Genomic DNA, 17,717 nt, shown 5'->3' with positions numbered 1-17,717 from the left:
GAGAGGGGGCGTCAGGCATCGGCCCAGTAAGGATCGCGCAGTGCGCGTTTCAGTATCTTGTCGTGCGTTGCGCGGGGAAATTCTGTGCGGAACTCGACTGCGGAAACGCGCTGGTACTTTCCGAGTTGGGCATTGCCCCAGTCGCGCAATTCGTCGGCATTGATGTCATGGCCATCGCGCAGGATCGCGAGAAGCAGGGGCGTTTCGAGCCAGCGCACATGCGGAACGCCGATCGCGGCCACTTCCGCCACCGCCGGATGACGCATGAAGACCTCTTCGATATCGGAGGCGTAGACGTTAATGCCGCCGGACTTGATCATGTCCTTCACGCGACCGGCAATATACAGATAGCCGTCCTCGTCCATGAAACCGAGATCGCCGGAACGAAGAAATGTCCGTCCGCGCGCGTCGCGCCAGATCGATTTTTCGGATGCGTCCCGGCTCTGATAATAGCCGGTCATCAGCGCCGGGCCATAGCCGGTGATGTCGCCGACTTCGCCGGGGGGCAGGATGTTGCCGTCGTCGTCGAGGATGACCAGTTCGCCGCCGAAAAGCGCCATGCCGACGGTCTTGTCCTTGCCGGGAAGCGCCTTGTCTTCAGGCGAGGCGAGAGTGCTGAAGCCTTCGGTAATCCCGTAACATTCGTAAAGGCGGACATGCGGCAATTCGCGGGCAATTCCGGCCTTGGTATCGGACGCGATCGCTTGGCCACCGCTCATGAATACTTTCAGGGTGCTGGTATCATAGGATCCGATCCGACCGGATTCGAGCAGGACGATGAACTGCGTTGGCACCGCAAAGGCGTGCGTACAGCCATGGCGCTGCACTGCTTCGAGAAAGGAATCTGCGCTGAACTTGGTGAGCAGGACCGTCGTGGAACCTAGATAGACTGCGGGCAGCATCGTAATCCAGGTGCCGTTGGTATAAAGGGGCGTGGAGCAGATCGGCACCGAAAAGCGCGTCATTTCAAGCCCCGGGCCAAAACCGAAGGTGTAGATGTGCCGCGCCATCTGGCTGTGCTCGATCCCCTTGGGCGAACCGGTAGAGCCGGATGAATAGATGATGTTCATCGGATCGGCCATGGTCAGGGCGACTTCTGGCTCATCCTCTTCAGCATGGTCGATGAATGCCGCCGCGTCGCGCCACCGCGATGTGGCAGGACCGCGAACGAACCATCCAACGCTCTCGACCTTCGAGAGTCTTTCGCGCAATGGGTCGAGCGCCTCGGTCGCGTCGTGATCGGCAAAAACATAGCGTGCGTCGCAATTATCGATGGTGGCTTCCAGTCCGTCGCCGGACATCATGCGATTGAGCGGGACGATCACTCCACCCGCCTTGACCGTGCCCCAGATCAGTTCGAACATCAGGATCGAACTGTTCATCACCAGCGCAACTTTGTCGCCTTTGCGCAGACCTTCGCCGATTAACGCGTTTGCGACCATGTTCGTGCGTCGGTGGAAGTCGGTCCACGACAGCTGATCGTCCCCACAGATCACCGCCGCCTTATCGCGAAACCGGCGAGCATTGATGCGGATCATGTCATTGAAAAGCAGACCCGGCTGATCGAGCAGGGCACCTGCGTGTGCGCACGACTGCGCTGCTTCGGCCAAACTCATCGCATACTCTCCGCCACCATTTCAGTGTTGCTGGCCAAGATATCTCTGTATATATACTTGCGGTGTCAAATATATTTTCGGAGAGCGCGTGAAAGATCTGCAGCACGAGATGGCGCGCACGGCCCGTGGTGCCATAATGGCCATGGATAGTGCTGCCGATCTTGATGAGCGCAATCGTGGTGCCGATGTTGCCGTGACGGCATCATACATTGGCGTTCTGCCGGCGCGACTCGCCATGGAATATGCACCCCGCGCCGTGATCGGCTTCGATGGCGGGGTGGGTCCCGAAGGGGTCGGCATTGCCGGGCTTTGGTATTACGAAGCGCTAAACGTGCCCGCAGCGGCAGTCGACGTCATGACCATCATTCTTGGCGATGGCATCGACGCTTACCACAATGGCCGTATCAGTTTCGCCAATCGACCCGCACGCGACTGCGGGGTGGATATTGGCATGCCCGCTCACGAAGCCGCCATGTTGATGCTTGAAAACGATCCCGCCACTCCGGGCGCCTACGGCGTCACAAACCGAACCATTGTTGAGGACGGACCTGACGGTCGCAAAGTCATAGTCACTGACTCGATCGTATTCGGAACGGACGAGGACCGCCGCAACGTGTTGGTCACCGCCGGACACACTGGGCGCAGCGGCGCACGTCACATCGAAACGGTCGGCCCGTTCGGTTTCATCTGCTCCGACGGTGGCATGGGCCGGAACAATTCGGGGATCGCAGGGCTGCCCATTACGAACGAACTCGGCATTGCCGGCGCAACTGTGGACGCGCGCACCGCACGATTGGGTGACGGTATGAGCACGTATCGCGATGGTACGATCAGCGCGGCGAACGACCTCGCGTTGGCCTGCGGCGTCACAGTGGGGATGCCCGCGCGCGAAGCCGCGCACTACCTAGTCAATCGAAAAGCCGTTTGAGGCGGCGCGATAACCGGAGAGAGTAAAGATGATTCAGAAGCCAGAGCTTCCCGCAATTCCGGGGCTTGACGAAGTCTTCGTCGCCAACCGCTTTGTCGCCTCGACCGGTGGAGAGATGCTCGACGTTATCTGTCCGGCGGACGAGGAAGTAATTGCCAGCGTTCGCATGCCCTCGGTCGAGGATGCCGACCGTGCCGTCGCCGCCGCGCGAAAGGCGTTCGATGAGGGGCCATGGCCGCGGATGACCATCGATGAGCGTGCCGATGCGTGTAGCCGTCTCGCCGATGCGTTGGAAAGTCGGCTGCCAACCATGAATCTTGCCTGGATGCTGGAGGCGGGCGCGCCTATCGCGCATGGCGAAATGATCAACTCGGGTGCCGGCAAGCTCGTCTGGCGCAACGCCATCGAAAAGGCGCGGACCTTGCCTTTCGAAGAAGTTCGCGACGGGCCGATGGGCCGAACGGTCATTCGCCGGGAACCGCTCGGCGTCGTGCTTTCCATCCTGACCTATAATGGCCCTGTGGTGTTGATGGGCATGAAAGTCATTCCGGCCTTGCTTGCCGGTTGTAGCGTGATCATCAAGCCGGCCCCTGAATCGCCGCTCACTTCTCGGCTCGTGGCCGAAGCGATCGAGGAAGCAGGACTGCCCGAAGGCGTAGTTTCTATGCTTGCTGCAGGGACGACTGTCACGCAGCACCTGGTAAGCCATCCAGGTGTCGACATGGTCGCGCTGACCGGAGGAACCGCCATTGCGGTAGACGTCGTCAAACGGACGGCGCCGCGCCTTGCCCGCACGATCCTGGAACTGGGCGGAAAATCACCGGCGATCATTGCCGATGATGCACCGCTCGATACCGTCCTGCCCACGCTGGTGGCCGGGGCAAGTGGATTTCTGGGGCAGGTCTGCGTCAGCCTTTCGCGGATCCTAGTGTCCGAAAAACGGCATGACGAAGTGGTCGAAGCCATTGGCGAAGCTTATCGCGGACTGAAAGTCGGTCTGCCTTGGGACCCGAGCGTCGACCGCGGGCCAATCGCCGTCAAGCGTGGCCGTGATCGTGCCGAATCCATGGTGAACCGCGCAGTAGAGCAGGGCGCACGGGTCGTGGCCGGTGGCCGCCGTCCGGCGCACCTCAACCGGGGCTGGTTTTACGAACCCACCCTGCTTGACGATGTAACCAACGACATGGAAATCGCTCAGGAAGAAGTGTTCGGGCCAGTCACGGCGGTCATCACCTATCGCGACATGGACGAGGCAATTGCCATTGCAAACGACAGCAAGTTCGGGCTCGCATCGTCCATCTACACGCAGGACGCAGACCTTGCGATGGATGTGGCTCGCAAGATCCAATCAGGTGGTGTGGCCATTAATGCGGCAGGGGTTTCGCTGACCGAACCGTTTGGCGGATTCAAGCAATCCGGCTGGGGCCGCGAATGCGGTGCCGAGGGGATTTTCGAATTCACCGATCAGAAGCAGATCCTGATGAGCGGGAGCTATCTGGATGCCTGATCCCAACGCGGTGGAAGGCACATTCGATTACATTGTGTGCGGCGGCGGCGCAGCAGGATGCGTCGTCGCGGCGCGGTTGAGCGAGGACCCCGCCGTCAGTGTCCTTTTGATCGAGGCAGGGCCGGACAAGGAGGATGCCTTGATCGCAATACCGCGCGGCTTTGCCAAAATGCTGCTGAGTGAAGCGCGCGCGCGCTACTTCCAGACTGGTCCGGATAATGGTGCGAAACCGGGCGGAGAGGTCTGGTCGCGTGGGCGCATGATCGGCGGATCGAGTTCGATTAACGGGATGCTCTATTTCCACGGATTGCCCGAGGATTATGACCGCTGGGAGGCGATTGGCAATCGCGGCTGGGGCTGGCCGGAAATCCGTAAGATTTTCCGCGAGATGGAAGACCACTGCCTCGGCGCAGGCGAAGCTCGCGGCGTCGGCGGCCCTGTGAAGGTGACGATAAACCCGGAACGAAGCCGGCTCATGCACGCCGTCATCCGGGCGGGGCGCGAATGCGGTTGGGATGAGGTGGCGGATCTCAATGAACCGGGCGGTGACCGCATCGGCTATACCCCCTTCAATATCGGCAATGGCAAGCGTTCCGCAGCGGCGCAGGCTTTCCTGAGACCGGCACAGGGCCGGCGGAATCTCACAATTCTTGCCGAAACGCTGGTTGAGCGGGTCAAGTTTGAAAATCGCAAAGCGACCGGCGTCGTGGTGCGAACCGGGGATCGCGTGCGCACTTTCGCCGCTGGCAAGGAAGTGATCCTGGCCTGTGGCGCGCTGCAGACGCCGCAGGTTCTCGAACTCTCCGGCATCGGTTCGGCATCGCGGCTGGCCAACATCGGCATCGATGTCATCCAGGATAGTCCAGGTGTCGGCGAAAACATGCGCGAGCACTGTCTGATCATCATGCAGCGCCGGTTGCTCAAGCCTTGGAGCCTCAACGGCCAGTTCGAGGGATGGAGACTGGCCAAGAACGTTGCGCGCTGGCTGGCGTTTAAGTCGGGCCCGATGGCCTTTCCCGGGTTCGATGCGGCGGCGCTGGTCGCCTGCGACCCGGAGGCAACCCACCCCGATGCCCACCTGATCTTTTCGCGCACTTCGATGGACCTGGGTTCGTGGGATGGTTGGACGAAGGGGCCGCAATTGGAACGGCTGCCCGGCATGCAGCTGATGGGCTACCCCAGTCAGCCGCAAAGCCAAGGCAGCGTGCACGCCCGATCAGCCGATCCGGCCGAGGCACCTGAGATTCGCGTGAATTACCTGACCGACGAATATGATCGCCGGGTGTCGATCCACATGTTCCGAAAAATGCGGGCTTTGATCGAGCATCCCACGCTTGCCGGTATCGTCGCGGAGGAAACGATCCCTGGCAAGGATGTGCAAACCGATGCCGAGATTCTGGAGGCCTTTGCGACTTACTCAGGCCCCGGCTACCATGCGTGCGGTACGGCGCGGATGGGCAACGATGCAATGGCAGTAGTGGACGACCGGCTGAAAGTGCGCGGTGTGGATGGCCTGCGCGTCGTCGACATTTCGGTGTTTCCCACGCAAACATCGCAGAACACCGGCGCGCCTGCGATGGCTGTCGCCTGGCGGGCCAGTGACATCATCCGCGAAGACGCGGTGGCGGCGCGATGATCGGGAGCCTCCAGACCGAAATGGCGAAAACGGATCGCGGACGTATCGTCGCGTGCGATTCCGCTTACCATGTCGTGCCCGAAAATCGTGATCGCGACATCGTGGTCAACGCCTCATATTGCGGTGTGCTTCCCGCTAGATTTCTGGGGGCCGAGGCACCTCGCGGGATTATCGGGGTCGATTGCGGAGTTGGTCCGGGCGGGGCGTCGATTGCCGGTCTGTGGTATCTCGAAGCGCTCAATATGCCAGCGGCTGTTGCCGATGTCATGACGGTAGAACTGGGCAACGGTGTCGATCTGTATAACCGCGGCGTCGTGAGTTTCGTCAATCGGCCCGCCGCGGACTGCGGCGTCAGACCCGGCATGCCCGTCAGCGTTGCCGCAGAAATGATGCTCGCCAACGATCCCGGCGAGCCTGCCGCTGCGCAGGTGACCAATCGCGCACTCGTCGATGTCGGGACCAATGGCCGCAAGATCATCTGCACCGACTCCATCGCCTTCGGTTTGCCCGAGGACGCCGACAACGTTCTCGTCACCGCCGGGCATACCGGGCGAAGTGCCGTGCCCTATCTTTTAAGTATTGCACCCCATGGTTTCATCTGCTCCGACGGCGGTGGCGGTCGCGACGGTTCGGGACGAGCCGGGCTCGAGATCGTAGAAGCCGAAGGATTGGCTGGCGCGACAGTCGATGCGCGTCTAGCGGCGATGGGAGATGGGCTTTCGAGCTACCGTGACGGGATCATCACGGGCGCGAACAAACTGGCGCGCGCGGCGGGCGTTGAATTGGGTATGTCGGCGCGGGAGGCGGCAAGACTGTTGGCCGACCGATCAAAAGATTGATATGTTGGCGCAAGGCGACAAGTGAGACACGATGGCAAGCAATAATAGGTTAGTCGATGATCAGGCCAATGCGGTGGTAAAGCCAAAGGCGCGTATCACGCAAGCCAGTGCCATCCGCCAGGCGATAGAGAATGATATCCTGTCCGGCGTTCTGAAACCGGGCAGTCCGATCGACGAAGAAGAGCTTGCCGCGCGGTTCAACGTCTCTCGTACGCCGATCCGAGAAGCGATGTTGCAGCTGCAGCAGGGTGGCTTGATCAACAAGCAACCACGGCGACATCCCACCGTCGTAAAGCTGGACCTGCCCCGTTTGGTCCATATGTACGAAGCGGTTTCTGAAATGGAAGCATTGTGCGCGCGCTATGCCGCCGACCGCATAAATTCTCGCGAACGTGACGAACTGCAGAAAGTGCACCAGTTGGCGGGCGAGGCGCTGGCGGATGGCAACGCAAATGACTACGCGCGCTATGGTCGGCATTTCCATTCGATCATCATGCAGGCAACCCACAACAGCGTGTTGGTCGAAACCGTCAACAAGCTGGCTTTGCACACCCTGGCCTACCGCCGTTTCCAGCTGACCCGCCCCGGACTTTCAGAGCAGAATCAGTCATTCCACGAGGAAATCCTGGCTGCGATCCTGGCGGGTGACGGCGACCGTGCATCCGACGCGATGCGCCGCCATGTCACGCTTTCGGGCGATGTGCTGGCCGACTACATCTCGATGGGCGAAAGCGCCCTGTCCGACACCCGGAACTGATGCCTCACTGACTCGCTTCGGCATCGTACCATTGCGACCAGCTTGCCGCACCCTCGGGAAATTCAGCTTGCGCCCATCCATCGGGCGTGAGGACGCGGTCGCGCTTGGGGAAGCGTTCGATATAGTCCTGGATCGGCAGGTAATATACGAAATCGAGCACGCGGCTGGCAAAAAACCACTTCCCTTCGTGCCGTTCGTAATGATCGGAATATCGGATGCCGGCAATGCTGACCCGTCCTGCCGGACAAGTTTCGGCATGGGCCAGAATAAGGCCGGTGGCACGGTTGGGGTCGACGGCATCGATGGTGATCGTTCTGTCATGTGACCAGTGAAAGCCAGGCCCGCGAACGCGGAACAGACGATCGTACATCGCCATGACCACATCCCGACCTTGTGCATTCATCGAACCGTTCGACGCGACGATCGAAATGTCCCGCGTAAAGCAATCGGACAGCATCGCCACGTTGCGATCGTCGCAAGCGATGCAGTATCGCATGCAAAGTTCCTCGATAGCGAAACGCGATTCAATTCTGTCCAAGCGGCTTTCGATGCCTGTCATGACCAGCAACCTCTCATCGGTTTGGCGTCAGGGGCGGGCGCTACCTTTGAGCATTCCGCGACCGACGATAAGTTTCTGAACTTCTGAAGCTCCTTCGTAGATCCGCATCGCGCGAACCTCGCGATATAGTTTTTCGACCAGGTTGCCGCGTGTAACGCCGGCACCTCCCGACAACTGGACGGCCTTGTCGACGACCCGGCCCGCTGCCTCACTGGCTACAAGCTTTGCCATGCTGGCAACATAGGGCGTCAGATCGCCGCGGATGTCGTGAATCCATGCTGCGCGATATACCGCAAGAGCGGCGGTATCCAGATCGCTGGCCATATCGGCAATCATCATCTGCACGCCTTGTTGCTCGGCCATCGACTGGCCGAACAGGGTCCTGTTGCGCACACGACCTAACGCTTCGGCCATCGCTCGACGGGCAAGACCGACGCCTGCAGCGCCGACGGATGGGCGGAACACGTCGAACGCGCCCATGGCCACCGAAAACCCCCTGCCCCGCTCGCCCAGCAAGGCGTTTGCCGGTATGCGGCATTCGTCGAAATTAACCGGCGCTGCGGGGTGTTCGGCAATGAATTCGATCGGATCGCCAAAACTGATCCCCGGTGCATCCGCATCGACAATGAAGACGGACAGGCCTCTTGCGCCTGGCGCTTCGCCAGTGCGCGCAACCACCAAGTATTGATCCGCGAAGCCGGCATTTGAGATCAGGGTTTTTCGCCCATCGAGCACCCAGCCATCATCGGTTTCGCGCGCGATCGTCGCAGTAGCGGCAACATCCGATCCACCGTCAGGTTCGGTCAAAGCAAAGGCGGCGACGCGTGATCCGTCGCGGCAGCCCGTCAGGTAGCGTTCCTTCTGCTGTGCCGTACCATGGTTACGAATTGCGAGCGTGCCGATACCCTGCATCGCGAAGAGGGCATCATACAAGGCGTCTTCGTACGTGAGCACTTCGCGCAGAACACACAATGAGCGTGCATCGAAAGGCTGATCCGGTTGGGGCACCGCCGCTTCGAGCAGGCCCGCATCCCCCAAGGAAGCCACGATCGATCGGCAATGGGCGGAAAAATCTGCGTCATGCGGTTGGTTGGCGCGCGCACTGACCCAATCGCGGGCTTCTTGCGCAAGTTCATGGTGTGACTTTTCAAAGAATGGCCAGTCGAAAAGATACCAGTCCTGATCGAGAAACACGTCACTCATCGTGTTGCCTCCGGATTGCCCTTGAAGGACTTGTCGTATCGATCGCCAGCTGCGCCGCCCGGCGGGAGTATGGCATCGATCTGATCGAGGTCATCCTTTGTCAGCGTAACGCCAATGGCGCCGACATTCTCTTCAAGATACCGGATACGCTTGGTGCCCGGAATAGGCAGAATATCGTCGCCTTGATGCAGCAACCAGGCAATCGCGATCTGCCCGGCGGTGCAGTTTCTGGCCGCGGCCAGTTCGCGCACATGGTCGACGAGGGCGAAATTACGGTCGAAATTTTCGCCTTGAAAACGCGGCGAAGTCAGTCGGAAGTCATCATCGGCAAGGTCGTCAGCCTTGGTGATCTGTCCGGTCAGGAAACCACGACCAAGCGGGCTGTACGCCACAAAGGTAATGCCCAATTCGCGGCAGGTGGGCAGCACTTCGGCTTCGACATCACGGGTCCATAACGAGTATTCCGATTGCAGGGCATCGATCTGCGTTTCGTTCGCCGCGCGGCGCAACGTCGCTGCATCGACTTCGGATAAGCCAATGGCCCTGATCTTGCCTTCATCCCTCAGGCGAGCCAACGCACCGACGGTTTCCTCAATCGCGATCGTGGGATCAGCCCGGTGTACGTAATAGAGATCGATGGTGTCGGTCCCCAAACGTGCAAGCGATTCCTCGCAGCATTGCCGCATGTATTTCGGGGAATTATCGAGTTCGCGGTCATAGACACTGCCAAGCGGCCCGTCGGGATCACGGACCACGCCGAACTTGCTGGCGACCGTGACCTTGTCACGTTGTCCCCTTAGAAATTTTCCGACGAGCCGTTCATTCGCACCCCGTCCATAAACGTTGGACGTGTCATAATGCGTGACGCCAAGTTCGAGGGCCCTTGCCAGGGTGCGAAGGGATTCTTCATCGTCGGTTTCGCCATAAAATTCGCTCATCCCCATGCAGCCAAGCCCGAGGGTCGAGCAGATTACGCCAGATCGCCCTATTTCGAGGGTTCTCATCTTATTTCCCATGTCAGTCCAGACGTTCGATCAATGTTGCGGTACCCATGCCGCCTGCGCAGCAGATGGCCTGCAAAGCATACTGTGCGCCGCGGCGTTCCAGTTCGTTGAGCATGGTGGTCATGAGGCGCGCACCTGTCGCGCCCAGGGGATGACCCAAGGCGATCGCGCCACCATTCACGTTCAGCTTGTCGGCTGGAACGCCAAGCTCCTTCATCCAGGCGATTGGAACCGAGGCAAAAGCCTCGTTCACTTCAAACAGCGCGATGTCTTCGAGGGCGAGACCGACCTTGTCCAGAATTTCACGTGTCGCTCGCATCGGACCGGTGAGCATCAGTTCGGGATCGGAGCCCACGACTGCCGTGGCGACAATTCTGGCGCGCAGGCGCAAGCCCAATCGCTGCGCTTCTTCGCGGCTGGAGAGCAGGACCATGGCAGCGCCGTCGCAGATCTGCGATGCGTTTCCGGCTGAAACCCTTCCGTCGTCAGTGCGAAAAACACGTTTGAGGGTGTCTAGCTTGGCCCGGTTGGTGTCGCGCCGGATCGTTTCGTCATCGCGCAGAGTGCTGCGCGAATTATCGGAGCCTTTTTCCGCCAATTCAGAAATGGCGACCGGGACGATCTCGTTTGCGAAGTGCCCGGCATCGGCTGCGGCGGCAGCGCGTCGATGGCTTTCCATCGCATAATCGTCGTGATCTGCGCGCGAGATGTCCCATTTGTCGGAAATTAGCTCGGCCGCTTCGCCTTGGGATGAAAGAGCGAAACGATCGTTGAGCAGCCACCCGAATGTTTCGCCGTGCACGTCGCGGTTTCCGCCCATAGGCACACGGGTCATGCTCTCGGCACCGCCGGCAACGACGAGGTTCGCCATGCCTGACGCGATGAAGGCGGCGCCGGTGTGTACTGCCGCCTCGGAAGAACCGCATTTGCGATCGACGGTCATTCCCGGGATCGTTTCCGGCCATCCGGCGGAAAGCAACGCGGTGCGCGCAATGTTGCCGCATTGCTCCCCGACTTGCGTTACGCATCCGAAAATGACGTCGTCGATGTCGTTGGGGTCAAGGTCGTTGCGGGCAGCTAGCGACTTGAGCAGGCCTGCCGCCAGGTGGTCGGCCCTGACATTGGCCAAGGCTCCGCGAAACCGACCGATGGGGGTTCGCACGGCATCGACTATGTACACGTCATGTAGAGCGGATTTGGCAGTACCGCTCATAGCGAAACCTTCAGTCCCGAACCGGGGATGCGGATGCCGGTCGCGTCATATTCATAAACGCCCTTGCCAGTCTTGCGGCCATGCCGCCCCGCCTTCACCATCTTGCGGATGAGCGGGCAGGGGCGAAAGCGTTCGCCCATCACATCGTAGAGGTATTCGAGCACCTTGAGCCGAGTATCCCAGCCTGTAAGATCGCCGGTTTCCAATGGTCCCATCGGATGATTGAAGGCCATGCGCAGTGATTTGTCGATGTCTTCTGCGCTCGCGACCCCCTCGGCCAACATGTACATCGCCTCATTACCCATCAATGCCGACATGCGGCTGGTGGTGAAGCCGGGCGCTTCGTTCACCACGATATGATCCTTGCCAATCCGGCCGGTCCATTCGATTGTTCGGGTCAGCGTTTCAGACGAAGTCTCCAGACCGAGAATGATCTCGACGAGCTTCATTTTAGGCACCGGATTGAAGAAATGCATGCCAATGACGCGGTCGGGCGCGGTACAGGCGTTGGCGATTTCGCTGATCGAAAGCGCCGATGTGTTCGTCGCAATAACCGCATGAGGCGGTAGGCGAGATGCGGCTTCGGCGATTATCTCGCATTTAACCGCAAGGTTTTCAGTCGCCGTTTCAATCAGCAACGATGCCGCATTTGCGCGCTCGTCGACCCCTTCGGCGGTGGTGATAGCGTTCAGACCCGCTTCGGCTGCTTCGGGCGTAATCTTGCCTCGCTCCACCCCTGCGCCGAACGAACCGCTGATCGTGTCGAGCGCTTTTTCGAGTGAGGCGCTTGAATTGTCGGCGAGTATGACGTTGCAGCCCGACGACGCGAAAGCGTACGCGATACCGGCACCCATCAGGCCAGCGCCCACGACTACCACCGTTTCCCGTTCAGGCATTATCGTTTCGCCCCGTATTCATTGCGCATGCCCAATCCCGTCTTCATCGGCCTTTGAAAACCGGCTGCCGCTTGTCTTTGAACGCTTCTGCAGCTTCGATCCTGTCCTGCGTACCCATCAGCAGCGCAAAGAGTGCTTTTTCAAGCCTGAGCCCGCTTCGTAAATCCGTCGAATACCCTTCAACCATCGCTTCCTTGGCGTAAGCCAGAGCGGCCGGCGGCCTTTCCGCCATCGATGCAGCCAACGCCATGGCTTCATTCACAAGCGCCTCACGGTCCGCGCTGAGGCGCGTAACGAGGCCCAGTTCATAGGCGCGCTGGGCATCGATCCTGTCCGCCGTGAGCACCAGATCGAGGGCCGGACCCAAACCGATCAACCGCGAAAGGCGCTGCGTACCGCCGCCACCGGGGATCAGACCCAGGCGCGTTTCGGTGAGCCCGAATTTTGCATCACTTGCGGCCATTCGAATGTCGCAGGCCAGCGCCAGTTCCAGACCGCCGCCGTAACAGATGCCGTGCACCGCCGCGATTGTTGGCTTGGTGCATTCGTCGAGCACCTCGATCCAGCTTGTGGGAACCAACCTGCGCCGTTCGGCCACCGGGCTGCCGATCTGGCGGCCTTCCTTCACGTCCGCGCCAGCGCAAAAGCCGCGCGCGCCCGCCCCGCATAAAACGATGACGCGGGTGTTCTCGTCTTCCTCAAGCTGACGAACCGTTGTCTTGAAAGCTTGGCGAAGTGGCTCGTTGAAAGCATTGATCGCATCTGGCCTATTGAGCGTGATCCTGGAGACGAGCCCCACCCGTGCCACCACCAATGGTTGCTCCGCTTCGGACATTGGACCGATCTAACCCTTCCCCCCGGACGCTGACCCGCGCAATGCTGCGGTTATCACGTCGAAATCGAACTCTTGCGAAAATATATATACTTCAGACACACCGAAAATATACACGGCGCCACTCGGTGCAAGCAGTTTCTGGTTTTCAGGCCAACTTGCGGGGTGTGTCAACGAAATGGGAGTGGAGGGAGTCGGTAAAAGGTGCGCTCGTGCAAGCCTGCCAAGCCGAGCTCGCTGCACCGCAGCGACCCCTGTTTCAAGAGACGCAGCAATGCCGGCAGAGATTTTAGTATTCAAAAAGCCACATTTCCGTATATTCTAAATTAATGGCGGCATTGCTTGCGGGCTTAGACCGTCGATTTGTCTGCGGGATGGGGTGATCCGAAGTGGATGGGGTTGTTTTGAAACAGATCTTGCTGGGAACGGGCATGCTCGGCGCGGCGATGGTCGCTGACTGGGTCGGTGCGTTTGTGCTTTTTCCCGCCCGTCAGCCATCCACTCGCTCGGATGCCTGACATGCAGTCCATCGCCGAGAGGATCATATCGCGACTGTCCATGCCATTTGCCTGGTCCAGCCTGCTGTGTGCGATGGGCGCCACCTGCTTGGCATCCTGTCAACCGACGGCCGTGGCCACGGCGCCTACGGCGAATTCCGCCATCGCGCAGCTTGCCGACGATTCCAGCGGTGACGACTGGCCGGGATTTGGCAGAACTTATGGTGAGCAACATTACAGTCCTTTGACGCAGATCGACCTCGACACGGTCGGGGGCCTCGGCTTGGCGTGGAGCCACGATTTGGTCTCCAACGAGAACAGTGCGACGGGACCGATTGAGATCGACGACGTTGTCTATTTTGCGAGCGGCTACAGCCACGTCCAGGCGCTCGATGCACAAACCGGAAAAATGATCTGGGAGTACGACCCTGGCGCTGCGGAAGCCGCAGGTAGAAGGTTGCGGCAGGGCTGGGGCAGTCGGGGCGTCGCCTGGTGGGATGGCATGATCTATACCGGCACGCAGGACGGCCGCTTAATCGCGATCGACGCCAGGACCGGGAAACCGGTATGGAGCGTGATGACGCTGGAAGAAGGCGATTACCGCTTCATTTCTGGCCCCCCGCGCGTGTTCGACGGCAAAGTGATCATAGGACACGGCGGTGCCGACGCGGCCGCGACACGCGGTTACGTCACTGCTTATGACGCGCAGACCGGCAAGCAGCTGTGGCGGTTCTACACCGTTCCGGGCAACCCTGCAGACGGGTTCGAGGACGACGCGCAGGCCATGGCGGCCGGGACCTGGTCGGGCGAATGGTGGAAACATGGGGGTGGCGGTACAGTCTGGAACGCCATCACCTACGACGCCGATCTAAACCGGATCTACATCGGCACCGGAAATGGGGCACCCTGGGATTACCGCATCCGTTCCGAAGGCAAGGGGGACAACCTGTTCCTGTCCTCGATCGTCGCGCTCGACGCGAATACGGGCAAGTATATCTGGCATTATCAGACGAACCCGGCCGAAAGCTGGGATTACAACGCATCGATGGATATCGAGCTTGCCGACCTGCCGATCCGTGGGACATTGCGCAAAGTCTTGATGACTGCGCCCAAGAACGGGTTCTTCTACGTAATCGATCGGACCGACGGCAAGCTGATCTCGGCCGAGAAATACGTCCCGGTCACCTGGGCCACCGGCATCGACATGAAGACCGGCCGCCCGATCGAGGCCGATGGACTCCGGTCAACCGACAGGCCGTTTACGATGGCTCCCGGAACTTTCGGCGCGCACAGCTGGATGCCGATGGCGTTCAGTCCGAAGACCTCGCTGGCCTATATTCCCGCGATCCAGTCGTCGACGGTCTTCGATCCGACGGTCATCGATCCGGGAACGTGGCAACGCCCGCCCGATAACGTGCTCGACGGCGGTATCGCGGCAAGCTTCCCGCTCGACAACCAGCCGTCCAGCGCGTTGGTGGCGATCGATCCGCTCACCCAGAAGCAGCGCTGGCGCGTCGAGACGCCCGGTTTCGTGAGCGGCGGGGTCCTGGCGACCGGCGGCGGGCTTGTCTTCCAGGGGCATGTCGACGGCACTTTCAATGCCTTCGATGCGGAAACCGGCAGGAAAGTCTGGTCGTTCGACGCAGGTACCGCGATCATCGGTCCGCCGATCAGCTACCGCGCAGGAGGCAGGCAGTACGTCACCGTGCTCAGCGGTCTTGGCACGTCGAGCGCCTATCTCGGACCGATGCTGGCGAAATATAATCTGACGCCTGCCAAGCAACGGCGGCGCGTGTTGACATTCGCTCTTGGCGGAAAGGTGCGCCTGCCCGTCGAGCGCAAGAGCCCGGTCGAGATATCCGCTGAAGGATTGGGTGCGCCCGACCCGGCAGCGGAAGATGCCGGTTTTCCGATTTACGCACAAAGATGCGCTGTGTGCCACGGCATGCGTGCGGTCGCCGTTGGCCCGGCACCCGACCTGCGCGCCTCGATGGTCGTGAGGTCTCCCGACGCGCTTGCCTCGGTCCTGGAGGATGGAATACTGGCGTCGCGCGGCATGCCGAAGTTCGACGAGCTTTCCGCTGGACAGCGCGAGCAGGTGCGCAAATACATCCTTGCCATGGCCCGGGCGGATCGCGCCGATACGCAGTCAAAACGCAACTGATGGCGCAGGACCCTGGTGCACAGTTCAGGTCACGAAACCGGACCCAGCCAGGGCTTTGAGGCGATCAATGACGATGAGCGAGAAATGCTGACATTTCCCCACTTCGAGCCGACCTTTCCGCGCGAACAGTGGACCTTGCCACAGGTGCTCGAACACCAGGCCCGGGTGCGCGGCAGTGCCCGTTATCTGACGTGGAACGACGGTCCGAGTTTCAGCTTCGCCGAAACCAACGCCATGGCCAACCGCCTGGCGCATGGCTTCGCCACCCACGGTGTCGGCAAGGGCGACATGGTCGGTCTGCTTTTGCCCAATTGCGCCGAATTTATTTTCGCGTGGTTCGGACTAGCCAAGATCGGCGCCGTCGAAGTTGCGATCAGCGATGCATACAAAGGCCGCTTTCTCGCCCATCCGATCAACCTGTCCAAGGCGCGCATTCTGGTGACTACCGCACAGCTCGCCGAACGGGTGCGGGAAATCGAAGCCGACCTGCCGGGTTTGCAGACGATATTCCTGGTCGATGACGGTTCGGGCCACATCTGCCCCGATTTCAACCGAATAGCGGTGCGCGACTTCACCGATCTTGTGAGCGATCGCGTGGAAGATCCGGGCGTAAAGGTGCAACCGACCGATCCGGTCGCGGTGCTGATGACGTCTGGCACCACCGGCGTTTCGAAGGGCGTTCTGATGTCGCATTCGCAGTTCTACTTCTTTGCGGAAGAGGACCTGCAACTTACCCGGTTGACCGCCGATGACGTCTACATGACGGGCTTTCCACTTTTCCACGGCAATGCGCAATTTCTCTCGGTCTATCCCGCGCTCATCGCGGGGGCGGGCCTCGCGCTTTATCCGCGTTTCAGCGCAGGCGACTGGGCCAGTCGCGCTGTCCGCAGCGGTGCGACCGTCACCAACCTGCTTGGCGCCACGATGTCGTTTATCCTGGCGAAACCGGAAACGCCCGACGATCAAGCGCACGCGGTGCGAACCATTTACGCAGCTCCGCTCGACCCTGAGCTGGGTCGGCGCTTTACCGAACGGTTCGGAGTGTCGGACTATGTCGACGGTTTCGGGCAGACCGAGATTTCGAACGTCTTCATGACCCCGCCGGGCGAGCCTCGACCGGCCGGAGCTTCGGGAGTGCTGGTCGACCAGTGGTTCGAAGTGCGTCTTGTCGATTCGGAAACCGGGTGCGATGTCGCCGATGGCGATGTTGGTGAATTGCTCGTGCGCCCGCGCGCCGATTGCATCATCTGCATGGAATATCTCGGCATGCCGGAGAAGACGGTCGAAGCATGGCGAAACCTCTGGTTTCATACCGGCGATGGCATGCGCCGCGATGCGCGGGGTTGGTATTATTTCGCGGATCGAGTGAAGGACTCATTGCGCCGACGCGGTGAAAATATCTCGTCGTTCGAGGTGGAAGCCGGAGTACGAGCACACCCTTCGGTTCAGGACTGCGCCGTTGTCGGCGTCCGCGCCGACGAGGCGGGGGGCGAGGACGAGGTCATGGTATTTGTCGTTCTGCAAGAAGGCGCCGAACCCGACGCCGCGGCGATTATCGCCTGCTGTGAACGGGAGCTTCCGGCTTTTATGGTGCCCCGCTATGTCCAGTTTCTGTCCGGCCTACCTCTTACTGCGACAGAGAAGGTCCGCAAAAAGGAACTTCGTGAAATGGGAATCACGGATTTAACGTGGGACAGGCTGGCACAGGTAGCCACCGCACAAGGCGGTGCGTAGCCTCATTTCCGCATTCGAAATTGTATCGGGCCAAATCGTATCAGGCCAAATCGTCTCAAGACTGTCGCGGAACCAGAACCCATGAATTTCAACCTGACCGACGACCAGCGCCAGCTTCAGGAAGCGGCGCGCGAATTCGCCCGTGGCGAGCTGCCCGCCATCGCGGCCGAACTGGAACGCGACAACAAGCCGCCCAGCCGCGAACTGGTGAAGCGTTTTGCCGAGCTCGGCTTTCTCGGCATCAACGTGTCGAGCGACCTTGGCGGGCTTGGCATGGGCAATATCGAAGCGCTGATCGTGCTGGAGGAATTCGGCAAGATTTCGTCGGCCAT

Annotated in this window: 16 protein-coding genes; 8 read left to right on the top strand and 8 right to left on the bottom strand. The window is 60.4% G+C overall.

All coding sequences use genetic code 11. The features are described from left to right. Positions 1–11: 11 nt before the first annotated feature. Positions 12–1,616 carry a class I adenylate-forming enzyme family protein gene (locus tag EKN06_RS09880; protein WP_127612760.1) on the bottom strand — a complete coding sequence of 535 codons (1,605 nt, stop codon included), beginning with the start codon at positions 1,614–1,616 and terminating at the stop codon, positions 12–14. An 88-nt stretch (positions 1,617–1,704) separates the two neighbouring features. Between EKN06_RS09880 and EKN06_RS09875 the strand changes: the two genes are divergently transcribed. The 5 genes from EKN06_RS09875 to EKN06_RS09855 are packed head-to-tail and all read left to right on the top strand — an operon-like array spanning position 1,705 to position 7,283. Further along, positions 1,705–2,544: a hypothetical protein gene (locus EKN06_RS09875; RefSeq protein ID WP_205693871.1), complete on the top strand. Its 840-nt coding sequence runs from the start codon at positions 1,705–1,707 to the stop codon at positions 2,542–2,544. 28 nt (positions 2,545–2,572) lie between these two features. Beyond that, positions 2,573–4,051, top strand: coding sequence for an aldehyde dehydrogenase family protein (locus tag EKN06_RS09870; protein ID WP_127612759.1), 1,479 nt, complete (start codon positions 2,573–2,575; stop codon positions 4,049–4,051). Next, on the top strand, positions 4,044–5,687 hold the full coding sequence (locus EKN06_RS09865) for a GMC family oxidoreductase (protein WP_127612758.1): 1,644 nt from the start codon (positions 4,044–4,046) through the stop codon (positions 5,685–5,687). The genes EKN06_RS09870 and EKN06_RS09865 overlap by 8 nt, the downstream gene beginning before the upstream one ends. Next, on the top strand, positions 5,684–6,526 hold the full coding sequence (locus EKN06_RS09860) for a hypothetical protein (protein WP_127612757.1): 843 nt from the start codon (positions 5,684–5,686) through the stop codon (positions 6,524–6,526). The genes EKN06_RS09865 and EKN06_RS09860 overlap by 4 nt, the downstream gene beginning before the upstream one ends. A 31-nt stretch (positions 6,527–6,557) precedes the next feature. Then, complete coding sequence (locus EKN06_RS09855) at positions 6,558–7,283, top strand: GntR family transcriptional regulator (protein WP_127612756.1); 726 nt, start codon at positions 6,558–6,560, stop codon at positions 7,281–7,283. A gap of 4 nt (positions 7,284–7,287) precedes the next feature. Here EKN06_RS09855 and EKN06_RS09850 read toward each other — a convergent pair whose 3' ends face one another. The 7 genes from EKN06_RS09850 to EKN06_RS09820 all read right to left on the bottom strand — a co-directional run bounded on the left by EKN06_RS09850 (position 7,288) and on the right by EKN06_RS09820 (position 13,550). Next, entirely contained in the window at positions 7,288–7,842 is a 555-nt protein-coding gene (locus EKN06_RS09850) for a nuclear transport factor 2 family protein (RefSeq protein ID WP_127612755.1), read from the bottom strand. Between the two features lie 27 nt (positions 7,843–7,869). Next, entirely contained in the window at positions 7,870–9,045 is a 1,176-nt protein-coding gene (locus EKN06_RS09845) for an acyl-CoA dehydrogenase family protein (protein ID WP_127612754.1), read from the bottom strand. Then, complete coding sequence (locus EKN06_RS09840; protein WP_127612753.1) at positions 9,042–10,049, bottom strand: aldo/keto reductase; 1,008 nt, start codon at positions 10,047–10,049, stop codon at positions 9,042–9,044. The genes EKN06_RS09845 and EKN06_RS09840 overlap by 4 nt, the downstream gene beginning before the upstream one ends. 13 nt (positions 10,050–10,062) lie before the next feature. Beyond that, positions 10,063–11,262 (bottom strand): thiolase family protein, encoded by a 1,200-nt coding sequence (locus EKN06_RS09835; RefSeq protein ID WP_127612752.1) that lies wholly within the window; start codon positions 11,260–11,262, stop codon positions 10,063–10,065. Continuing rightward, a complete protein-coding gene (locus tag EKN06_RS09830) occupies positions 11,259–12,158 on the bottom strand; it encodes a 3-hydroxyacyl-CoA dehydrogenase NAD-binding domain-containing protein (protein WP_127612751.1) in 900 nt (299 codons plus the stop codon). Before EKN06_RS09830 ends, EKN06_RS09835 begins: the two co-directional genes overlap by 4 nt. 43 nt (positions 12,159–12,201) lie before the next feature. Then, complete coding sequence (locus EKN06_RS09825) at positions 12,202–12,993, bottom strand: enoyl-CoA hydratase/isomerase family protein (RefSeq protein WP_127612750.1); 792 nt, start codon at positions 12,991–12,993, stop codon at positions 12,202–12,204. A gap of 347 nt (positions 12,994–13,340) precedes the next feature. Beyond that, positions 13,341–13,550 carry a hypothetical protein gene (locus tag EKN06_RS09820; RefSeq protein WP_127612749.1) on the bottom strand — a complete coding sequence of 70 codons (210 nt, stop codon included), beginning with the start codon at positions 13,548–13,550 and terminating at the stop codon, positions 13,341–13,343. A gap of 70 nt (positions 13,551–13,620) precedes the next feature. Here EKN06_RS09820 and EKN06_RS09815 point away from each other — a divergent pair, with 70 nt between their 5' ends. The 3 genes from EKN06_RS09815 to EKN06_RS09805 form a co-directional block, all read left to right on the top strand. Continuing rightward, entirely contained in the window at positions 13,621–15,651 is a 2,031-nt protein-coding gene (locus EKN06_RS09815; RefSeq protein ID WP_240654775.1) for a PQQ-dependent dehydrogenase, methanol/ethanol family, read from the top strand. A gap of 84 nt (positions 15,652–15,735) precedes the next feature. Beyond that, positions 15,736–17,385 carry an AMP-binding protein gene (locus EKN06_RS09810; RefSeq protein WP_127613016.1) on the top strand — a complete coding sequence of 550 codons (1,650 nt, stop codon included), beginning with the start codon at positions 15,736–15,738 and terminating at the stop codon, positions 17,383–17,385. Positions 17,386–17,466: 81 nt separating this feature from the next. After that, positions 17,467–17,717, top strand: a 251-nt coding sequence (locus tag EKN06_RS09805; RefSeq protein WP_164844026.1) for an acyl-CoA dehydrogenase family protein, incomplete at its 3' end; no start/stop codon positions are given.

The organism is Croceicoccus ponticola (assembly GCF_004004515.1).
GTDB lineage: Bacteria > Pseudomonadota > Alphaproteobacteria > Sphingomonadales > Sphingomonadaceae > Croceicoccus > Croceicoccus ponticola.
Note: the sequence above shows the minus strand (reverse complement) of the source record. Positions and strands in the feature narration are given on the sequence as shown.

Bases quoted from the DNA above. Each gene is read 5' to 3' on its own strand.
- EKN06_RS09860 (WP_127612757.1), top strand. From the start codon at position 5,684: ATGATCGGGAGCCTCCAGACCGAAATGGCGAAAACGGATCGCGGACGT.
- EKN06_RS09840 (WP_127612753.1), bottom strand. From the start codon at position 10,049: ATGAGAACCCTCGAAATAGGGCGATCTGGCGTAATCTGCTCGACCCTC.
- EKN06_RS09820 (WP_127612749.1), bottom strand. From the start codon at position 13,550: ATGGACAGTCGCGATATGATCCTCTCGGCGATGGACTGCATGTCAGGC.
- EKN06_RS09825 (WP_127612750.1), bottom strand. From the start codon at position 12,993: ATGTCCGAAGCGGAGCAACCATTGGTGGTGGCACGGGTGGGGCTCGTC.
- EKN06_RS09850 (WP_127612755.1), bottom strand. From the start codon at position 7,842: ATGACAGGCATCGAAAGCCGCTTGGACAGAATTGAATCGCGTTTCGCT.
- EKN06_RS09870 (WP_127612759.1), top strand. From the start codon at position 2,573: ATGATTCAGAAGCCAGAGCTTCCCGCAATTCCGGGGCTTGACGAAGTC.
- EKN06_RS09880 (WP_127612760.1), bottom strand. From the start codon at position 1,616: ATGAGTTTGGCCGAAGCAGCGCAGTCGTGCGCACACGCAGGTGCCCTG.
- EKN06_RS09830 (WP_127612751.1), bottom strand. From the start codon at position 12,158: ATGCCTGAACGGGAAACGGTGGTAGTCGTGGGCGCTGGCCTGATGGGT.
- EKN06_RS09845 (WP_127612754.1), bottom strand. From the start codon at position 9,045: ATGAGTGACGTGTTTCTCGATCAGGACTGGTATCTTTTCGACTGGCCA.
- EKN06_RS09810 (WP_127613016.1), top strand. From the start codon at position 15,736: ATGCTGACATTTCCCCACTTCGAGCCGACCTTTCCGCGCGAACAGTGG.
- EKN06_RS09855 (WP_127612756.1), top strand. From the start codon at position 6,558: ATGGCAAGCAATAATAGGTTAGTCGATGATCAGGCCAATGCGGTGGTA.
- EKN06_RS09865 (WP_127612758.1), top strand. From the start codon at position 4,044: ATGCCTGATCCCAACGCGGTGGAAGGCACATTCGATTACATTGTGTGC.
- EKN06_RS09835 (WP_127612752.1), bottom strand. From the start codon at position 11,262: ATGAGCGGTACTGCCAAATCCGCTCTACATGACGTGTACATAGTCGAT.